This window comes from Chromobacterium vaccinii (genome assembly GCF_000971335.1).
Lineage (GTDB): Bacteria > Pseudomonadota > Gammaproteobacteria > Burkholderiales > Chromobacteriaceae > Chromobacterium > Chromobacterium vaccinii.
On record NZ_JZJL01000045.1, the window covers coordinates 21,701 to 39,078 of the forward strand.

Consider the following 17,378-nt stretch of genomic DNA (forward strand, 5'->3'; position numbering starts at 1 on the left):
CGAGGATAACGGGCGGCTACTTGGGCGTCAAACCCAGCCGCTGCCGCGCTGTGTCCAGCCGGGCACACAGCTGGTCCGCGCCGTCCACCAGCCTCGGTCCGGGGATGGTGATGGCGTCGCCGGGCAGGGCCAGCAGCGCGCCGTTCGCCACCGCCGGCAATGCCTGCCAGCGCTTCCACATCGCCAGCGTGGCGTCGTCGCCGGCCACGATGGCCTGCGGCCGCGCCGCCACCACGGCGGCGGTCGACACCTGCGGCGCCGGCAACGGCAGGTCGGCGAACACATTCACGCCGCCGCAGACGCGGATCAGCGCATCGATATAGCTCTTGCCGCTGACGGTGAAGATGGGCGTCTGGCTCAGTTGGTAGAACACCCGCACCGGCGCGCGGCTGCCGTAGCGCTGCCGCAGCGCCGCCAGCCGCTGGCGATAGGCCGCGGCCGCCGTAGCCGCGGCGGCGTCGGTGCCGGCCAATTTGCCCAGCTTGACGATTTCCTGCGCCACGTCGTCCGGTTGCAATGGATGGCTGATGAACACCGGCACTCCCATGCGCCGCAGCCGCTCCAGCTCGCGCGGCGTGCCGCCGTCCTGCCAGGCCACCACCAGATCGGGCTTCTGCCGCAACACCGCCTCCAGGCTGAAGCCGGTGAAGCCGCCGACGCGCGGCAGCTTTTTCGCCGCTTCCGGGTGGTCGCTGTAATCGACGGTGGCCACCACCTTGCCGCCGGCCCCGGCGGCGAACAGCAGCTCGGTGGCGTGCGGCACCAGGCTGACGATGCGCGCCGCCGGCCGCTCCAGCGCCACGGCCTTGCCGGCGCCGTCCTCGACCAGGATCGCCGCCCCGGCGCGCGCCGCGCCCAGCAATAGACACACGCCAAACAGCGCCCGCTTCATGCCGCCTCCCCCTTCAACGCCAGCGGCAAGCCGCAGGCCACCAACGTCACCCGGCCGCAATGCGACGCCGCCAGCTGGTTGAGCCGGCCCAACTCGTCGACGAAGCGGCGGGTTTCGGCATCGCCCGCCACCACGCCCCAGCCCACCTCGTTGCTGACCAGCAGCACCTCGCCGCTCACCGCGTCCAGCGCCACCAGCAGCGCGTCGCGCTCCGCCTCGTATGCCGACGCGTCGAATCCGGCCTCGCCGAAGAAGCGCATCAGCCACATGCCCAGGCAGTCGATCAGCAGCAAGCCATCCGCGCTGTCATGGGCCGCGATGATGGCCGCCAGGCCGCGGCCGGCCTCCGCCACGCTCCAATGCGCCGGCCGCTGCGCGCGGTGCAGCGCCACCCGGCGCGCGAACTCGGCGTCGCGCACCTCGGCGGTGGCGAGATAGCACACCGGTCCGCCATGACGGCGGGCCAGGTCTTCGGCATGGCGGCTCTTGCCGCTGCGGGCGCCGCCGGTGATCAGGTGGGGCATGGCTTATCCCTTATTGGCTGTAACGCACGCCGATGAAGGCGCCCAGGCCGCCGGTGTTGTAGCCGTAAGCGGTTTCGTATTCGCGGTCGAACAGATTGTCGACGCGGGCTGTCGCGGTCCAGCTCTTGGCGAAGCGGTAGTTGGCGAAGGCGTTGGTCACGCCGTAGCCGTGCAGCGCTTTGGACTCGGTATTCGCCGGATCGTCGTATCTGCGGGAAACGATCTGCTGTTCCGCGCCCAGCGTCCACCTGCCCAGCTCTTTGCTCGCTGTGAAATTGGCGCTCTGACGCGGACGGCGCGCCAGCAAGTGGCCGGTACCGTCATCGCGGGCGTCCAGCAGCGTAAGATTGGCGCCCAGATCGACTCCCGCCACCATCGTAGCGCCTTCCAACGTCACACCACGGATGGTTGCGCGGCTGACATTTATCCGGGTATCGATGCCATCGGCAGTGGTAGCCGAAGCGATCAAATCGCTAACTTGGTTATGGAACGCAGTCAAACTGAAACGACTAGCATTCTTGCTATACACCAGTGCCAGCTCGCTATTGATCGAGCTTTCCGGCTTCAGATTCGGATTGCTCCGGTAGTGGTAGTTATACTCGGGCATATCGGTAGGCGGATAGTACAAATCATTAAACGTCGGCGCTTTATAAGCCGTGCCATAACCCGCCCGAGCCAGCCAGCCATCGGCAAATCGATAACCGTAATCCAGCTTGCCGGTGGTCTTGCCGCCGAACTGGTCGTCATGATCGCGACGCAGGCTGGCCTGGAACAGGCTCTTGCCTTGCTCAAGCTGGTAGGTAGCGAATCCCGCGTACTGGGTGCGCGTGTTTTTCGTGAACGCGCCGCTGCTATCCATCTTTTGATCATTGTGGCTCGCTCCCAACACGAACTTGCCCCAATTCGTCACCAAATCGTTTTGCCAAGTCCACTCGTTTTGAGTGGTCTGGAAGAAACCATCGCGTGCACCGCCGGTCGCGCCATTGAAAGTTTCCTGCTTGTCCTGGCTGTGACTGAAACGCAGCGTGCTGGTCCAGATGTCGGTCAAGCGATTGCGCGACTCCAGGCTCTGCCCCGTCAGACGGGTATCAATCCAGTTCTGTCCAACTGGATTCTGATCGAAATCGGCCCGAGCGAAGGTCTGGAACAAACGCAGCGTCAAATCGTGCCCCTGTGCCAGCGTCTGGGTCACATTGGCGGTGTAGCCGTCATTGCGATAACCATCGTTATCGGGGTTATACCCGGATCCGCTTTTCGGATTGGTCGCCGAAAACCCATCGGACTGGGCATGGCTCAGCTGCAGGCTGTAGGCGGTGTTGCTACTTTTGCCGCCCACGCCCGCCGTCAATTTTCCAGTGCCGCGGCTGCCAGCCTCGAAGCCGGCGTTGAAGCGAGGCTCGCCCTCGCCCTTGCGGGTGAAGATCTGTATCACGCCGCCGATGGCGTCGGCGCCATACAGGCTGGAGGCCGGCCCCCGCAGAACCTCGATGCGCTCGATCTGCTCCAGCGGGATGTTCTGGATCGCCGTGGTGCCCGATGTCGCCGACGAAATGCGCATGCCGTCCACCAATACAACCGTATGATCGTTGTTAGTGCCGCGCATGAAGATGCTGCCGGTGGTACCCGGACCGCCGTTGCTGGTAATCGTGACGGCAGCCTGGCGCGACAACACCTGTTGCAACGTCTGCGCGCCGCTTTCCTCGATTTCATCTCGGGTGATCACGGTGGCGTCGGCCAGCGTTTTGGACAGAGGTTGCGCGATGCGGCTCGCCGTCACGATCACCGGATCGCCGACGAACTGGGGCACGCCATCGGCCAGGGCCAGGCCGGAGCAGGCCAGCGCCGTCAGCGCGGCGCAGGTTTGAAGCTTGAACATGAAAACACACTCCACGATAGGGTCAACGTTGAGTGCGAAGAGGACAACAGCAGCAAAGGACGGCACGGCAGAACCGGAACGTCTGTCGAATCGCCTCCCCGCGATACTCCAGTGGTCCACCGGCTTCCGGCCAGTGGCAGCGCAGGCCGGCCTCCGGGCTGGGCCTTGCCGGCGGCGCGCCTTCCCGTCCTGAAGACAGTGGCCCTTGCGCCGCCTGGGCGCATGCGCGCCAGGCCTTACCGTTGCGGGGGCAGCGCCGGTTTCTCACCGGCTTCCCGTTTCATCCGGGCGCGCAAGACCGCGCGCCTCCGGACACCTGCTGATCGGCGGATTATAACCCGCCGGACTTTTGGCGGCACCGGCCAAGCAGTAATATGCTTAGAGTCCAGCCGACGCCGCGCGCCGGTTCCCATTCATCATCCGGACCCCCGTCCGCTCCTGCAGCAGGCCCATACCATGAACAGCAGCAAACCCCTGGATCTTTCCGCCCGCAACGCCGCCCGCGCCCGTCAGGCCATCCTGACCAAGCCGCCCGGCAGCCTGGGACAACTGGAGGAACTGGCCTGCCGCTTCGCCGCCTGGCAGGGCCGCGCCCAGCCGGAAGATCTGCGGCCAGCCATCACTGTGTTCGCCGCCGACCACGGCGTCACGGTGGAAGGCGTATCCGCCTTCCCGTCCGCGGTCACCACCGAGATGGTGCGCAACTTCGCCAACGGCGGCGCCGCCATCTGCGTGCTGGCGCGCGCGCTGGACGCGCGGCTGGAAGTGGTGGACGTGGGCGTGGCCGGCGATGTCTCCGCGCTGCCCATCGTCCACGCCAAAGTGAGGCCCGGCAGCCAGAATCTGGCCAAGCAGGCCGCCATGAGCGCCGATGAAACAGCTGCCGCGCTGGAGACCGGCCGCGCCGCCGCGCGCCGCGCGGTGGAGGCCGGCGCCAACCTGCTGATCGCCGGCGACATGGGCATAGGCAACACCACCGCGTCGGCGGCGCTGATCTGCCGGCTGACCGGCGCGGCGCCTGAGCTGGTGGTCGGCCGCGGCACCGGCGTCGACGACGCCGGCCTGGCCAACAAGCATCGCGCGGTGAAGACCGCGCTGGCCCGGGTGGCCTGGGAAAACCTCAGCGGCCTGGACACGCTGTCCGAGCTGGGCGGCCTGGAAATCGCCGCGATCGCCGGCTTTTACCTGGAGGGCGCGCGGCTGGGCGTGCCGTCGCTGGTGGACGGCTTCATCGCCAGCGCCGCCGCGCTGTGCGCCAAAACGATGGAGCCCTCGCTGCACGACTGGCTGCTGGCCAGCCATCGCTCGGCGGAATCCGGCCATGATCTGGCGCTGAAAGCCTTGCAGCTGCCCCCCCTGGTGGACCTGGGCATGCGCCTGGGCGAAGGCTCCGGCGCCGCCGTGTGCGTGCCGCTGCTGCAACTGGCGGTGAAGCTGCACAACGGCATGGCCACCTTCGCAGAAGCCGGCATCAGCGGCAAGTCGGCATGAATCCCTACACGCTGACCCTGCTGCGCCACGGCGACATCGACCACGACGGCCGGCTGATCGGCCTGACCGACCTGCCGCTGACCGAGCTTGGGCACCAGCAGCTGGAACATAGCTGGAAACGCATCAGCAACCTGGCGCCGGTCACCAGCATCGCCACCTCGCCGCTGCAGCGCTGCCGCGAGTTCTCGGTCAGGCAGGCGCTGTCCGGCTCGCTGACGCTGAAGGTGGACCCGCGCTTCGCCGAGATGGATTTCGGCGGCTGGGATGGCCACCCGGTGGCCGATCTGGAACAGGCCCACCCCGGCTGGGGCGACGCGCTGGCCGCCGGCCGGCTCAGTCCGCCCGGCGGCGAAACCTTCGAGCAGTTCCGCACCCGGGTACTGGCCGGCCTGGCCGACTGGATGACCGAAGCCCGCGGCAGCCACCGGCTGCTGGTGACGCACGGCGGCGTGATCACGGTGCTGATGGCTGAGCTGCTGGGCACCGAGTTCGCGGTGGCCAAGCTGATGACGGTGCAACGCGGCGGCTTCGTCCAGCTGTCGATGCTGGAGGGCCACCCGGCCTATCTGCTGCGCCTGGAGTCCGCATGCGCGGACTGATCCTGGCGGTGCAGTTCCTGACCCGGCTGCCCACCCCGCAGCTGGCCGATTTCAAACCCGAATGGCTGGCGGCCAGCGCGCGCTGGTTTCCCGCCGTCGGCGTCATCGTCGGCGCGCTGCTGCTGGCCGCCCTACGGCTGGGCGGCCTGGTCGACCCCTGGCTGGCGGCGCTGCTGGCGCTGCTGGCCTGGGTGATGGTGACCGGCGGCCTGCATCTGGACGGGCTGGCCGATCTTTCCGACGCGCTGGGCGCGGCCCACCGCTCGCGCGAGCGTTTCTTCGAAGTGCTGAAAGACCCGCATCTAGGCAGCTTCGGCGTGCTCTCGCTGATCCTGGCCGTCGCCGCCAAGCTGGTGCTGCTGATGCTGGCCGCCCGCCACGGCGGCCCGGCCTGGGGCCTGCTGCTGGTCCCGGCCTGGGCGCGCGGCTTCGCCGTCGTCTGGTCGGCCACGCTGCCGGCCATCGCGCCGGGCAGCGGCGAGCGCTTCGCCTGGCAACGCGACTGGGCCGGCATGGGCCTGAATCTGGCCGCGCTGCTGGCGCTGTCGGCCTGGCTGGCCCCGGCGCTGCTGCTGGCCCCGCTGGCAGGCCTGGCCTGGTGGGCCTTCCTGAAGCGCCGCCTGGGGGGCATGACCGGCGACTGCCTGGGCGCGGGCGTGGAGCTTTGCGAAATCGCGATGCTGGGCTTGCTGCTGTGGCGGGTGCCGGCGTGGGTTTGATGCCCATCCGCAATCTGAGCGGCATCAGAATCGACAGGCAAACCTAATCTGAGTCCGCTGCGCGGACATAATTTACACGGCGGGGCTGCCCGCCAGACAGGCCAAAAGGATCTTAGCGGTCACCGACCGGCCCTGCGCTCTCACCCATCTTTTTTCACCCCAACAAAAAATGCCGCCCGCAGGGCCCCCAGCGCGACGGCATTTTCTTAAAACGGCCAACCGCTTACAACATGCCCGCCACCTTCTTGTTGCGCATCAGGCACAACATGTCGCAGGCGATGTGGGCGGCGGCAAGCGCGGTGATCTCGCTCTGATCGTAACGCTGGCCGCCGCCTCAGGACGCGGAACGTCCGCCTTGCGCGGCGGCCCGCGCGCGCCGCGACGCCCAACGGCCGCGCCACCAGCGCCAGCGCAGCCTGACGTCGTACCAGGCGGGCCTGAGGCCCAGCAGGAACAGGAACAAGGCTAGCGGCAGCGTGAAGCTGAAACCCAGGTGCTTGAAGCCCAGCGCGCCCACCACGCCGCCCAGGAAGAAGGCCAACAGGATCAGCGCGTAGACGCGGAATTTCTTGTGGTTGGAGCGCACCGCAGCCACCCGCGGATTGCGTTCGTGGTTGTAATAGCTCATTTTGGCCAGCTCGATGCCGATATCGGTGGCGATGCCGGTCATGTGGGTGCTGCGCAACAGGCCGCCGGACAGCTTGGTGACGATGGTGTTGTGCATGCCCATGATGAAGCACAGCAGCATCACCGTCGGCGGGGTGAACAGGCCCTTGTGCAGCGACAACCCGGCCCCCAAGAGGCCGAACACCAGCAACAGCAACGCCTCTTCCATCATCGACACGCCGTAGCCGCCGCGCAGCCGCTGCCTCCGCGCCCACAGGATCAGCCAGGTGCTGTGCATCGCGCCGCCGATGAAGCTGCACAACATCACCAGCAGCGACAATCCCACTCCGATCTCGCCGGTGGCCCAGGCATCGGCCATGCCTGACACGATGCCGGACACGTGCGAAGTGTAGCGGTGCACCGCCAGGAAGCCGCCGGCGTTGATCGCGCCGGCGATGAAGGCCATCGCCCAGCCGAGCTGGCGCAATATCCTGTCGTTGAAGCGGCCGCGGTCCAGCAGCCGGGTAATGTGGATGTGTCGAGTCATGGAAAGCCTGGCAAGCAAAACGGCGGCCTGTCGCCGCCGTTGTCGATATTGCGCCGCAGCATGTCCGCTTGGCAAGCCGCTGGATCAAGCTTTGGCCACGGCCTCCGCTCAGCAGCCCTTCAGCGCGATGCCGGGCGTCAGCCGCTTCTGCAATGCCTTCAGGCGCTCGGCCTGCGCCGCGTCCAGGTCCTTGAAGGTCAGCGCGGTGATCTTGGCCGGCTGATCCTTGGACTTGACCACCGCCTTATCGTAGCCGGCCGCCTTCAGCCGCGCCACCAGCGTCTTGGCCGCATCCTCCTTGCCGAACAGGCCCAGCGACAGATTGCCCTTGAATTCATCGTTGCTGACGATGTAGTTGTCGAAACCCTTGTCCCTCATCTCGGCCGACAGGGTCTTGGTTTCGGACTGGGTGGCCAGCGGCGGGTAATACACCCAGAAACGGCCGGACCCCTTGCTCTCTTCCTTGCTGTCTTCCTGCATCTGGCCGGATTTCAGCTTCAGTTGCGGCACGCCGCCCTTCACCCTCGCCAGCAGGCTGTCGTTGAGGCCGCTCCAGCGATAGCAGGCCAAGGCCTCGGGTTGCTTGTCCTGGGTTTTCCTGTCTTGGGCCGCCTTTTCCTGCCCAGCCTTGTCTTGCGGCTTGTCGGCCGCCTTGGCCGCGGGCTTGGACGCTTCCGGCTTGGCTGCCGGCTTGACCTGGGACTTGGCCGCGCTGGCCGCGGGCTTGGTCTCGTGCAGCGGCTGCGCCGCGGGTGCCGAGGCTGCCGGCGCGCTGGCCTGCGCCTTGGGCGCGGAAGCGTCCGGCTTCCAGTTGGCGGGCAACAGCCTCACCTGCCCGGGACTGACTTCCTGGGCGTGCACATCCAGCGGCGGCCGCTGCTTCAGCGAGCCGTACATCGCCACCACCAGATTCAGCACCACCACCAGCGCCACTAGCCACTTCATCACGTATTCGCCACCTTGAGTAAACCCATCAGCACCAGATTATCCACGATCTGCAACGGCGCCGCGAGCCAGGGCGCGATGCGCGCGGCGTCGCCGCCGGTAAGGATCACCGTAGCCGGCTCGCGGCCGGTGCATTCCGCCAGCTTGCGCCGCTGCTCCTCGATGGCGCCGGTCAAGGCCGCCATCGCTCCGCTGGCCAGCGCGTCCTGCGTCCCCTGCGGAAAATCGGCGATCTCGCCGGCGGCGCGGTTCAGATTGGCCGTGCCCTGGGCCAGGCTGTGCAGCATCAGGCCGTGGCCGGGCAGGATCAGGCCGCCCAGATAATCGCCCTCGGCGGTCAGCGCCTCCACCGTCAGCGCGGTGCCGGCGCAGGCGACGATGACGTCGCCGCGGCACAGCTCGCGCGCGGCCAGCACCGCCAGCCAGCGGTCGGCGCCCTGCTCGGCGGTGTTGCGATAATGGTTACACACGTCGCCGAAACGGCGCTCCGCATGCACGCGGTGCAATGGGCAAGGCACGGCGGCGGCCAGCGCGTCGATCACTTCCCGGCGCGCCACCGACGACAGCCAGGCGCCCTCGAGCGGCAGGCCGCGCCAAGCATCGGCCAGGCCGGCCAGTTCGCCGTGCTCGGCCGCGCCCTGGCGCACGCAGTCCACGCCTTGGTACAAAGCCCATTTCACCCGGCTGTTGCCGGCATCTATCAATAGTTTCATTGACGCCCCCTGAGGCTGACTTCGCCGATATGGAAGGCTCTGACTCCCTGCGCCGTCTCCGTCAGCAGCGCGCCGTTGTCGGCCACGCCGCAGGCAACGCCGTCGATCGGCTCGCCATGCGAGAAGCTCAGCCGCACCTGCGCCTGCCGATGGGCGCACAGGCTCCACCATTCGTCGCGCAATGGCGCGAAGCCATCGCGGTCGAAATCGGCCAGCACCCGCTCCAGCTCCCCCAGCAAGGCGGCCAGCACCCGGTTGCGATCCGGCTCCACGCCTGCCTGCTCCAGCGCGGCCACCGGCTGGTCGACCTCGCCCGGATCGGCGACGTTCAAGCCAATGCCGATCACCGCGGCCGCCGGGCCCAGCGCGTCGCCGGACACCTCGATCAGGATGCCGGCCAGCTTGCGTCCATCCAGCAGCACATCGTTCGGCCACTTCAGCTCCACCGGCGCGCCCAGCGTCCGCAACGCGCGCGCCAGCGCGACGCCCACCGCCAGCGACAGGCCGGCCAGCTCGGCCAGGCCGCGCTCGAAACGCCACAGCAGCGAGAAGGTCAGGCCCGAACCCAGCCTGGCCTGCCAGCGCCGCCCCAGCCGGCCGCGGCCGGCGGTCTGCTGCTCGCAGGCCAGCACCAGGCCGTGCAAGCCGCCGTTGCCGGCGCGCGCCATCAACTGGCTATTGGTGGAATCGGTGCGCTCGGCCACCGCCAGCGTGAAAGTCTCGGCCGCGGCCGGCGGCAGTCCCGCGCGGACCGCGGCCACGTCCAGCCAGTCGAAAGGACGAGCCAGCCGGTAACCCTGGCCGCGCACGCTGAATACGTCCAGGCCCAGCTCGGACTCGATCGCATGCACCGCCTGCCACACCAGCGTGCGCGAGCAGCCCAGCGCCTGGGCGATGTCCTCGCCGGAGTGGAAGCGGCCGTCGGACAGGCGGCGCAGCACCGCGAACGCGTGCTCGCTCACGCCTTGCCCTCGTTCGCGCGGATCTTCAGCAGCGTCTTGGTGGTGGAGGTGTCGAACAGAAAAGGAATGGAGTGCACCTGGCCGCCGCGCGCCAGCGTTTCGCCGCTGCCGACGATCTTGTCCACGGTCCAGTCGCCGCCCTTGACCAGCACGTCGGGCTTGATCAGCTCGATCAGCTCGGCCGGAGTGTCGGCGTCGAACCAGGTGACCAGGCTGACGCTCTCCAGCGCCGCCAGCACCGCCGCGCGATTCAGTTCATTGTTGATCGGACGATCGTCGCCCTTGCCCTGCCGCTTCACCGAAGCGTCGGTATTCAAGCCCAGCACCAGGCTGGCGCCCAGCGCGCGCGCCTGCGCCAAGTAGGTGACGTGGCCGCGATGCAGGATGTCGAAGCAGCCGTTGGTGAACACCAGCGGCCGCGGCAGCGCGGCCAGACGCTCGGCCAGCTGTTCCGGCGGGCAGATTTTGTCTTCAAACGACGGCGACGGGTAAACCATGCTTTTCCTTGAGCGGACGCCGACGCGGCACATCATGCCGAGACCGCCGCGGCGCCATGAAACGGAACGGATCGCGAAGCATACCACCGTCGCCGACGGCTGCCCAACTCCGGCCGCCTCAGGGGCAGGTGAGCGCGACGCCCGCCAACGTGACGCCGGCCTTGCTCGCCTGCTGGATGTAGCCGGTGGCCTGCAGATTGAACGACAGCGCATAGCTGACGCCCCGGCTGTCGCAAAGGCGGAAATCGCCGGTCTGGGCCGCCGCGACATAGGGCGGGCGGGGATTGAAGCTGATGCTGGCGATGGCCGCGCCCGCGGAAGTGGCGGCGTTGATGGTGGGCGAGGAGCCGGCGGTCAGCGGTTGGGCCTGCACTCTGGTGGAGCTTGCGCTGCCCTGCGGCAATTCGAAAATCGCCCAACCGGCGCTCCAGCTGGCGCCGCAGCTGGAGGCGGAGCCGGCGTTGTAGGGACAGATGGTCACCACGTCGTCGTTGCTGATCGACAATGCCCGCGCCTGGTTCATCGCGCTGATCAGCTGGTCGCGCGTGCTGCTCAGCCTCTCGTTCTGAACGAACACCTGCCAGGCCGGCAGGGCCACGGTCACCATGAGCACCGCCACCGCGATGGTCACCATCATTTCCACCAGCGTGAACCCCTTCCCCGCCCGCGGCCTCATCCCCAGCGCCTCAATGCGGCCAGCAGGCGCTGGAGGAATCCGCGCCTTGCGAGTTCAACGCGCTGCGGATGCCGCCGTTGCCGACGCTGAAGCTGCTGCAGCTGGTATCGGCAGTCTGCAGGCCCGGACTGGTCGGCGTAGCCGTCAGCGTGTAGGCGCTGGCGCTGGTGGACGAGGCGATCTGCACTTGGTAATAACCGCTGGGAGACGCCGTGGTCACCGCGCAGGCAGCGTTGTTGTAGGCGAAATATTGCGAATAGCACTGCTCCATTTGCGCCTGCGCCGTATTCAACGCCTGCCAGGCGTCGCTGCGCCGCGATCGCTGCGCATAGCCGGTATACATCGGATAGGCGATGGTTCCCAGGATGGCGACGATCGCCAGGGTGATCATCAGTTCGACCAGCGTGAGGCCGCGCATGCGCCCTCTCCGCTCCAGGGGCTTGTTTAAAGGATTTGCCACCATCCGCTCCAGGAATAGTATTGCTGCGACGGGCTGCTGCTGGTGCAGTTGAGCTTGCCGTTGGCGCAGTTGTTGCGGCTGTTGCCGTTGCCGCCGCCCACCAGGATGCTGGCGGAGTAGCCGCCCTGGTTGGAAACCACGAAAGCCGGCGACGAGGCGAAGAAACTGCCCAGTTGCACGCCCGACAGCGGCTGCTGGCTGTAAACATCGTTGCCGTTGACCACCCCATCGCCGTTGGCGTCCAGGAAAGGCTGGGCCGGAGGGCCGCCCGTCGCGTAGCTGGACGCCATCAGGAACGAACTGCCGCCCGCGGTGCAGGGCGAGGACGACGGCGTGAACGTGGTGTACACCACGTTGCCGGCGAAAAGCTGCGGATTGGTCAGCACTCGGGCGCCGCTGCCGGCGAAGCCCAGCGTGTAGTACCAGCCGTACAGCGTCGGGCAGGTCCTGCCCACCACGCAGCTGAGCGGCGGATTGGGGCTCTGCCAGTTGTATTGCGTGGACGAGACCGTGGTGCTGGGGAAGCCTGACACGGATGTGGCGATCGCGGTCTCGGTCTGCTGCAGCAAGTTGGACGGCGTCAGGCCGGTGATGGTCATATTGTCGTAGACCGCGTAGAAGGCCTGGGTATTGGTGTTGGTCAGATCGGCCTGGGCCAGCAACTGGCCGGTGCCGAAGTACACCATCATGCCCTTCTGCTTGGGGAAGTTGGGATTCAGCGTCGCCACCGGCGCGGCGGTGATCGGCTGGTGGTTGCCGCTGCTGTCGGCAGCGGTGAACAACAGCCGCGCCGACCAGTTGGCCGGATTCGAGCTGGACACGTTGATCGCCCACAGATTGCCCTGCAGATCTCCAGCATAGACGGTATCCACCGCCGCGCCGGCGTTGCCGCTGCTATTGACCGCCACCACTTCGGACAAGCCCTGCGGCGCGCTGCTGTTGCAGGCAGCCGGCACGGAAGCGCACAGGTCTATCTTGGCCAGCGTGGCGCCGGTCTGCGGGTTGACCGCGTAGAAGATCGCGTGATTGCCGCTGCTGGCGTAGCCGTTGCCGAACAGCACCGCGAAGGCGTTGGTCGCGCCGTTCAGCCGGGCGATGGTCGGCCGGCCGTAGGAATAGCCCATGCCGCTGTCGCTGAACTCCCACAGCGCGGCGTTTGCCAGCGCCGTTTCCGTGGTCAATGTGGAAGGCGAGGTGACGTCGAGCGCGTAAATGGTCTTGCCCCCGCCGCCCAGCCCGCCCACCAGCACCGAATGCCAGCTGCTGTCGGAGAACATCACGTCCCCCGCCTGGGGCGAACCATCGACGAAATAGAGGTGGTTGCTGTTGTACGAGGCGCTGGTCAGCTGGTACAGATTGGCGAACACGCCGTTGGGCACGAAGGCGAAGGCCTCGATGCCGGTATTGGCGTTGAAGGCGTGCACCATCCCGTCGTTGGCGCCGACGTAGAGCATCGGCGTGCGGCTGGCATTGTTGCTGATGAAGGTCTGGTAGCTGGTATCGATATAGGGGCCATTCGGCTTGGCCACATAGGCCGGCCCGCTGTCTATGATGTCGCCCAGCAGGTGGCTGCGGTTGCGGAAGCCGCCGCCATTGCGCGCCTCCTGGGAGACATCGCCGCGCAGATAGTTGACGCGGAGGCTGCCCTTGGTGTCCGAAGGCTGCAATTGCGACTGCTGCGTGCTGTTGATGCCGGTCACGCCGGTCGCCGGCCAGCGGAACGGCACGCCCTTGTTGTTCACTCCGTCCCAGGCGGCGATCAGCCTTGTGTTCTGCCAGCCGCTGCCGCTGGCGAGCGTGTCCACCTGGGTTTGCGCGCTCCAGCTGGCCGAAGTGCTGACGTTCAAGCCGCTGCTGCTGCCTAGCGTGTAGGCGGACAGGTCGCCGGTCCAGTCGCTGTACGGGGTGTCGCTGGGGTTGAAGCTGGCCAGGAAAGCCTGGGTGTTGGTGCTGAGCGTGGTGCTGTTCAACGCCACCGAAGCCTGGTCGTAGCTGCCCTTCTGGATTTGCACCAGAATCGCGCTCAACGCGTTGCTGAAGGCGGTCGGGCTGACCGCGGGGTAGTAGGAGCCGGTGTTGCCGGCCACCGCCATCGCGGTCAGCGTCTGCGCCGCCACCGGATTGGTGGCCGGCGCCACCCCCGCGCCCAGGCCTATCACATAGGTTTTGATGCCTGCGGTCGCAAGGGTCTGGATCTGGCTGATGGCGTCGAGCAACGCCTGGCTGTTGGTTCCGCTGGCATTCAGCGAGCCGTCGGCGTTGAAGCTGGCGGTCACGCCGTAGCCGGCGGCCGCGGCGCTGCCGACCGGAGGCCAGAAATAGCCGCTCTTGTCCTGGGTGGGCAAACCATCGGTGATCAACACCACATACTTCTGCGGCGTGCAGCCGCTGCTGGACGACGTGGTGGTGAAACTGGTCTGCGCCGTCTTCAACAGTGCGTAAATAGGCGACTGCCCCGCCGCCGACTTGATCTCCGTCGTGCCGGTGGAGTTGGTCTCCGGCTGCAGAAACGGCGAAAAGGTATTGTAGGCGCTGGTGATCTGGCTGGATGACGGGCTGCCCAGATTGGTCATCGCCACATTGGTGGTGGCGCCGCTGTACGACTGCGAGCCGCCATAGCCCCAGCCCCGCTGCACGTACATCACCTGAGGCGTGAAGGGTACGTAGCCGGCATTGGTGGGCGACGTGCTCCAGGAAGAGAATCCGCCCGGCGCCATCAGGCTGTAGCCAACCGATACCGAACCGTTCTTGTAGCTGTTCAGCGAGTAGTAACTGTAGGGATTGCTGGGACTGACCGTGCCGTAAGTCATGAACACCGGGTTCAATCCCGTGGTGTACAACACGTCGTTGATGTTGGCGTCATCGCTGGTGGCCGCCACCGTCATGTATTGGGCGCCGCTCACGGTCACGCCACTGAGCCCCAGGCTCAAGGCAACTGACCCGCAGTTGCTCTTCACCGTCGAAAGCGACGTGCCAAGCGACAGGTAGCCGTAGCAAGGATTGAGAACGGTGTCGGTGGCGCTGGTGGCGGTCGCCGTGTTGGTGAAGGAGAAGCCGCCCGGCGGCGACATGTAGTAAACCCAGGTCGTGTATAGCGAAGTGCGGCTGGTCTGGTAGGACAATAAGGAAAAATCGGTGGTGGCGAGGTAGGTGTTCAGTATCGACAGGATGCCGGCCTTGGCCACGTTGAGCCGCGACGGGCTGTTGTCGGCCAGTTGCCCGCCCGACAAGGTCGAGGTGTAGGGCTGCATGCTGCCGGCCGCGCCGCCGGAAATAGGCGGCGTGAAGTTGGCCGGCACCGGGTAATTGATGGGCGAGGCGGAGCTGGTCAGCCCACTGACCGCGCCGGCGCCAGTCAGCAAGGCCCCGCCGCGGCCGGTATAAGTAGTGGAAAAACCGTTGCTGCAGTTGGCGCTGCTATTGCCGGTGCCATTGCAATAGGTGATGGTGCTGCCGTCCATCGATTCCGAATTGGTCACCGCGATCACCACCTGCGGCCGCGCCGGCGTGCTGATGGTCAGCGGCACCTGGGAGATCGCCAGCGTCGCGGTGGAGGCGCCCCGCACCCATAAGGCCGCCAGCGTCAACCCGACCAGCAGCGCGATGCTGCCGGCGATACGCGTCAAGGTTGTCCGGTTCGCCATATCCGCCTCACTGCGTGAAGATCGCCTGCACCACCACAGGACTGGCGCCGCTGCTGGTCGCCACTCGGGCGGTGACCCGGTAGTTGTTGCTGCCTGCCTGCAGGCCATAAATGCCGCGATTGCCGCAGCTGACGCCGGCGCGGCACGAGGCTGGCATGCTCTCCACCACGTAGCTGCTGACGATGCCGGAAACCACCGGCGTGCCGGCGTAGCCGCTTATCGTCTTGGTGTTGTCGCTCCAGAACGACGCGGTATACAGATTCTGCTGCCAGATCGGCGTCGCGCTGGCATTGAACTGGTAATAACCGTTGCTGCCGGAAACGGTGAAGCTCTGGCTGGCGAAATTGCCCTGCAGCATCGAAGCGTAGGCTTGACGCAACGTGCCTTCCGCCAGCTGCAGATTATTCTGATACAAGGCATTGTTGCTGGCCATGTGCAGTTGGCCCAACGACTGGCTGCTGCCCGCCAGGCCCAGAATCATGATCACCAGCATGAAAATCAGCGCGACGATCAGCACCACGCCCTTCTGCCCCGCGGGATAGGTTCGCAAGATCGTCATAGCCCGGCATTCCTCAGGGACACGGTCATCGTGTACACGTGGCGCAATCGGGTATCGCAAGGCACCACCACGGTGCTGCCCAACACCGCCCAACTGGTCTGATTCGCGCAACCCGAGCGCGCGCCCGCCGGCGCCGAACCCAACGGGCCCTCCAATAAGGCGGCTATCCTCAGGCTGTTGACCTGCGCCCAATTGCTGACCTGGGCTGCGGGCAGATACTGCGTGGTCACGCCCGGCGTGCTTCCAACGCCGTACCACACCTGCAAGGCATCCACGCCGGGCACTACCGGCGTCAGCTGCCAGCTGGAGGCGGTTCCGTCATATACCGCCTGATACAAGGCGCTCTGCGCGCCTGTCGCCTGCGCGACGAAATAGGCGGTTTGCGACAAAGGCACCGCCACCGAGCCCACCGGAAAATCCGTATCCAAAGCCTGCTTCAGATTGATCGCGCTGCCGCTGCTGGCGCTGCCGACGCTATTGACTTGCAGAATCGACGAGTGCCCGCAATTGGATACCGCCAACAGGTTGTTCGCCACCACCCCGGAGGCCGCCAGCGTAACCAGGGCCGTGCTGCCGGCCGATGCGTAGGTATTGACCCACACCGGCGTCGTGCCATTGGTTTGCCCGGCGAAAACCAGCACATCGCTGCCCTGCGCCACTTTTCCTTGCAGGCTGCTATCCAGCGTCGGCGACCAATCGGTCAATGTGCTGTCGTTGTTGCCGTTTAGCGCGCTCAGCGTCAGCGTCGACGAGGCCAGCGTCGCGTCATAACCGATGACCGGCGAGTTGAAGTTGCTCAGCAAGCCATTTGCCGCCACCAGCGCGTTGGAAGTGGTGGCCCCAGAGCAGCCAAAAAAGCCGGCAGAACGCGCCGTCTGCGAAATCACGCTGGACAAGGTCGCGCCGGCGTTCTGCAACATGCCCTGGCCGGCATTGGTGGAATAATCCTTGCGCCCGCCCACCATGATGCCGACCAATGCAGTCAGCAGCAGCAAACCGATGGTGATCGCCACCATCAATTCAATCAGGGAGAATCCAGACTGCGCTCGCCAAGCTTTCACATGATGGTCCTCACCGTCACGGTCTGCAGGCTGCCGCCGCTGACCGCATTGCCATCGGTCCACCAGATCTGCACCACGCGCTCGGTGCTGCCGCCATTTGTCGGCTGATAAACGCTGCCGGTGCCGCCGGGCAGATTGTTCTGCACATCGCTCAGCCACTGATACTTGTCATAAGTGGCCATCGTCGCCGCGCTGCACGCGGAAGTGACGCAATTGCTTTGCAGAGAGGAAGCCGCGGTACCGGACGCCACATCGTAGTTGCCCACGCCGACCTGAGCTGAATTCGCACGCATCCGGTCAACCATATCGTAAGCGTATTGGGTGGCCATCTGCCGCAGATAAGCCGAGCCGCTGGCGCGTTCCGCATTCAGTATCACGGCGATGGCCGCCAGCACGCCCATCGCCAGCACCAGCAGCGCAATCAGCACCTCCAGCATGGTGAACCCCGCCGCCGGCCGCCTCAGTCCATTGCGCATGTCCATCCCCATTGCCCGGCCGTCATGGCCAGAATAGCCCCGGCCAATGACAAATGGCAGCAACCGCCGACAAAAGGACGGATAGCGACGATGGACGGCGATCAAACGCATCGGCTGGCAATCAGCCCAGC

Annotated in this window: 17 protein-coding genes and 1 riboswitch; of the genes, 3 read left to right on the forward strand and 14 right to left on the reverse strand. The window is 66.3% G+C overall.

The window, feature by feature from the left end:
- Positions 1 to 16 precede the first annotated feature (16 nt).
- The 3 genes from VL52_RS18480 to VL52_RS18490 are packed head-to-tail and all read right to left on the reverse strand — an operon-like array spanning position 17 to position 3,292.
- Positions 17 to 892, reverse strand: a complete 876-nt coding sequence (locus tag VL52_RS18480) for a cobalamin-binding protein (protein WP_046158413.1) — start codon at positions 890 to 892, stop codon at positions 17 to 19.
- Positions 889 to 1,416, reverse strand: a complete 528-nt coding sequence (cobU, locus tag VL52_RS18485) for a bifunctional adenosylcobinamide kinase/adenosylcobinamide-phosphate guanylyltransferase (protein ID WP_046158414.1) — start codon at positions 1,414 to 1,416, stop codon at positions 889 to 891. Before cobU ends, VL52_RS18480 begins: the two co-directional genes overlap by 4 nt.
- A 10-nt stretch (positions 1,417 to 1,426) precedes the next feature.
- The gene (locus VL52_RS18490; RefSeq protein WP_052729398.1) at positions 1,427 to 3,292 is read right to left on the reverse strand and encodes a TonB-dependent receptor domain-containing protein; all 1,866 of its coding nucleotides are present in this window, start codon (positions 3,290 to 3,292) and stop codon (positions 1,427 to 1,429) included.
- Between the two features lie 127 nt (positions 3,293 to 3,419).
- Positions 3,420 to 3,627, reverse strand: a riboswitch (cobalamin riboswitch).
- A gap of 121 nt (positions 3,628 to 3,748) precedes the next feature.
- Here VL52_RS18490 and cobT point away from each other — a divergent pair.
- Genes cobT through cobS form a run of 3 tightly spaced genes read left to right on the forward strand, consistent with a single transcriptional unit; the run spans position 3,749 to position 6,101 of the window.
- Entirely contained in the window at positions 3,749 to 4,783 is a 1,035-nt protein-coding gene (gene cobT, locus VL52_RS18495) for a nicotinate-nucleotide--dimethylbenzimidazole phosphoribosyltransferase (protein ID WP_046158415.1), read from the forward strand.
- Complete coding sequence (locus VL52_RS18500; RefSeq protein WP_046158416.1) at positions 4,780 to 5,382, forward strand: histidine phosphatase family protein; 603 nt, start codon at positions 4,780 to 4,782, stop codon at positions 5,380 to 5,382. Before cobT ends, VL52_RS18500 begins: the two co-directional genes overlap by 4 nt.
- The gene (gene cobS, locus VL52_RS18505) at positions 5,370 to 6,101 is read left to right on the forward strand and encodes an adenosylcobinamide-GDP ribazoletransferase (RefSeq protein ID WP_046158417.1); all 732 of its coding nucleotides are present in this window, start codon (positions 5,370 to 5,372) and stop codon (positions 6,099 to 6,101) included. The genes VL52_RS18500 and cobS overlap by 13 nt, the downstream gene beginning before the upstream one ends.
- Positions 6,102 to 6,435: 334 nt before the next feature.
- Here the strand turns inward: cobS and VL52_RS18510 are convergent, their stop codons facing one another.
- The 11 genes from VL52_RS18510 to pilV form a co-directional block, all read right to left on the reverse strand.
- Positions 6,436 to 7,254 carry a YoaK family protein gene (locus VL52_RS18510; RefSeq protein WP_186009419.1) on the reverse strand — a complete coding sequence of 273 codons (819 nt, stop codon included), beginning with the start codon at positions 7,252 to 7,254 and terminating at the stop codon, positions 6,436 to 6,438.
- Between the two features lie 108 nt (positions 7,255 to 7,362).
- A complete protein-coding gene (locus VL52_RS18515) occupies positions 7,363 to 8,199 on the reverse strand; it encodes an SPOR domain-containing protein (RefSeq protein WP_046158418.1) in 837 nt (278 codons plus the stop codon).
- Positions 8,199 to 8,912, reverse strand: coding sequence for a type III pantothenate kinase (locus VL52_RS18520; protein ID WP_046158419.1), 714 nt, complete (start codon positions 8,910 to 8,912; stop codon positions 8,199 to 8,201). The genes VL52_RS18515 and VL52_RS18520 overlap by 1 nt, the downstream gene beginning before the upstream one ends.
- Positions 8,909 to 9,874, reverse strand: a complete 966-nt coding sequence (locus tag VL52_RS18525) for a biotin--[acetyl-CoA-carboxylase] ligase (protein WP_046158420.1) — start codon at positions 9,872 to 9,874, stop codon at positions 8,909 to 8,911. The genes VL52_RS18520 and VL52_RS18525 overlap by 4 nt, the downstream gene beginning before the upstream one ends.
- Positions 9,871 to 10,371 (reverse strand): D-glycero-beta-D-manno-heptose 1-phosphate adenylyltransferase, encoded by a 501-nt coding sequence (rfaE2, locus tag VL52_RS18530; protein WP_046158421.1) that lies wholly within the window; start codon positions 10,369 to 10,371, stop codon positions 9,871 to 9,873. Before rfaE2 ends, VL52_RS18525 begins: the two co-directional genes overlap by 4 nt.
- A 118-nt stretch (positions 10,372 to 10,489) precedes the next feature.
- Positions 10,490 to 11,047, reverse strand: a complete 558-nt coding sequence (locus VL52_RS18535) for a GspH/FimT family pseudopilin (protein WP_082113828.1) — start codon at positions 11,045 to 11,047, stop codon at positions 10,490 to 10,492.
- A 10-nt stretch (positions 11,048 to 11,057) separates the two neighbouring features.
- The gene (locus VL52_RS18540; RefSeq protein ID WP_052717724.1) at positions 11,058 to 11,465 is read right to left on the reverse strand and encodes a type IV pilin protein; all 408 of its coding nucleotides are present in this window, start codon (positions 11,463 to 11,465) and stop codon (positions 11,058 to 11,060) included.
- Between the two features lie 26 nt (positions 11,466 to 11,491).
- Entirely contained in the window at positions 11,492 to 15,151 is a 3,660-nt protein-coding gene (locus VL52_RS18545) for a pilus assembly protein (protein ID WP_160298963.1), read from the reverse strand.
- A 7-nt stretch (positions 15,152 to 15,158) separates the two neighbouring features.
- Positions 15,159 to 15,710: a pilus assembly PilX family protein gene (locus VL52_RS18550; protein ID WP_046158424.1), complete on the reverse strand. Its 552-nt coding sequence runs from the start codon at positions 15,708 to 15,710 to the stop codon at positions 15,159 to 15,161.
- Entirely contained in the window at positions 15,707 to 16,771 is a 1,065-nt protein-coding gene (locus VL52_RS18555; protein ID WP_160298964.1) for a PilW family protein, read from the reverse strand. The genes VL52_RS18550 and VL52_RS18555 overlap by 4 nt, the downstream gene beginning before the upstream one ends.
- Positions 16,768 to 17,378: type IV pilus modification protein PilV (pilV, locus tag VL52_RS18560; protein WP_235429332.1), on the reverse strand; the 611-nt coding region annotated here is incomplete at its 5' end. The genes pilV and VL52_RS18555, both read right to left, overlap by 4 nt.

Coding starts and splice junctions, on each gene's coding strand:
- VL52_RS18480 (WP_046158413.1), bottom strand. CDS start 892: ATGAAGCGGGCGCTGTTTGGCGTGTGTCTATTGCTGGGCGCGGCGCGC.
- cobU (WP_046158414.1), bottom strand. CDS start 1,416: ATGCCCCACCTGATCACCGGCGGCGCCCGCAGCGGCAAGAGCCGCCAT.
- VL52_RS18490 (WP_052729398.1), bottom strand. CDS start 3,292: ATGTTCAAGCTTCAAACCTGCGCCGCGCTGACGGCGCTGGCCTGCTCC.
- cobT (WP_046158415.1), top strand. CDS start 3,749: ATGAACAGCAGCAAACCCCTGGATCTTTCCGCCCGCAACGCCGCCCGC.
- VL52_RS18500 (WP_046158416.1), top strand. CDS start 4,780: ATGAATCCCTACACGCTGACCCTGCTGCGCCACGGCGACATCGACCAC.
- cobS (WP_046158417.1), top strand. CDS start 5,370: ATGCGCGGACTGATCCTGGCGGTGCAGTTCCTGACCCGGCTGCCCACC.
- VL52_RS18510 (WP_186009419.1), bottom strand. CDS start 7,254: ATGACTCGACACATCCACATTACCCGGCTGCTGGACCGCGGCCGCTTC.
- VL52_RS18515 (WP_046158418.1), bottom strand. CDS start 8,199: ATGAAGTGGCTAGTGGCGCTGGTGGTGGTGCTGAATCTGGTGGTGGCG.
- VL52_RS18520 (WP_046158419.1), bottom strand. CDS start 8,912: ATGAAACTATTGATAGATGCCGGCAACAGCCGGGTGAAATGGGCTTTG.
- rfaE2 (WP_046158421.1), bottom strand. CDS start 10,371: ATGGTTTACCCGTCGCCGTCGTTTGAAGACAAAATCTGCCCGCCGGAA.
- VL52_RS18535 (WP_082113828.1), bottom strand. CDS start 11,047: ATGAGGCCGCGGGCGGGGAAGGGGTTCACGCTGGTGGAAATGATGGTG.
- VL52_RS18540 (WP_052717724.1), bottom strand. CDS start 11,465: ATGCGCGGCCTCACGCTGGTCGAACTGATGATCACCCTGGCGATCGTC.
- VL52_RS18545 (WP_160298963.1), bottom strand. CDS start 15,151: ATGGCGAACCGGACAACCTTGACGCGTATCGCCGGCAGCATCGCGCTG.
- VL52_RS18550 (WP_046158424.1), bottom strand. CDS start 15,710: ATGACGATCTTGCGAACCTATCCCGCGGGGCAGAAGGGCGTGGTGCTG.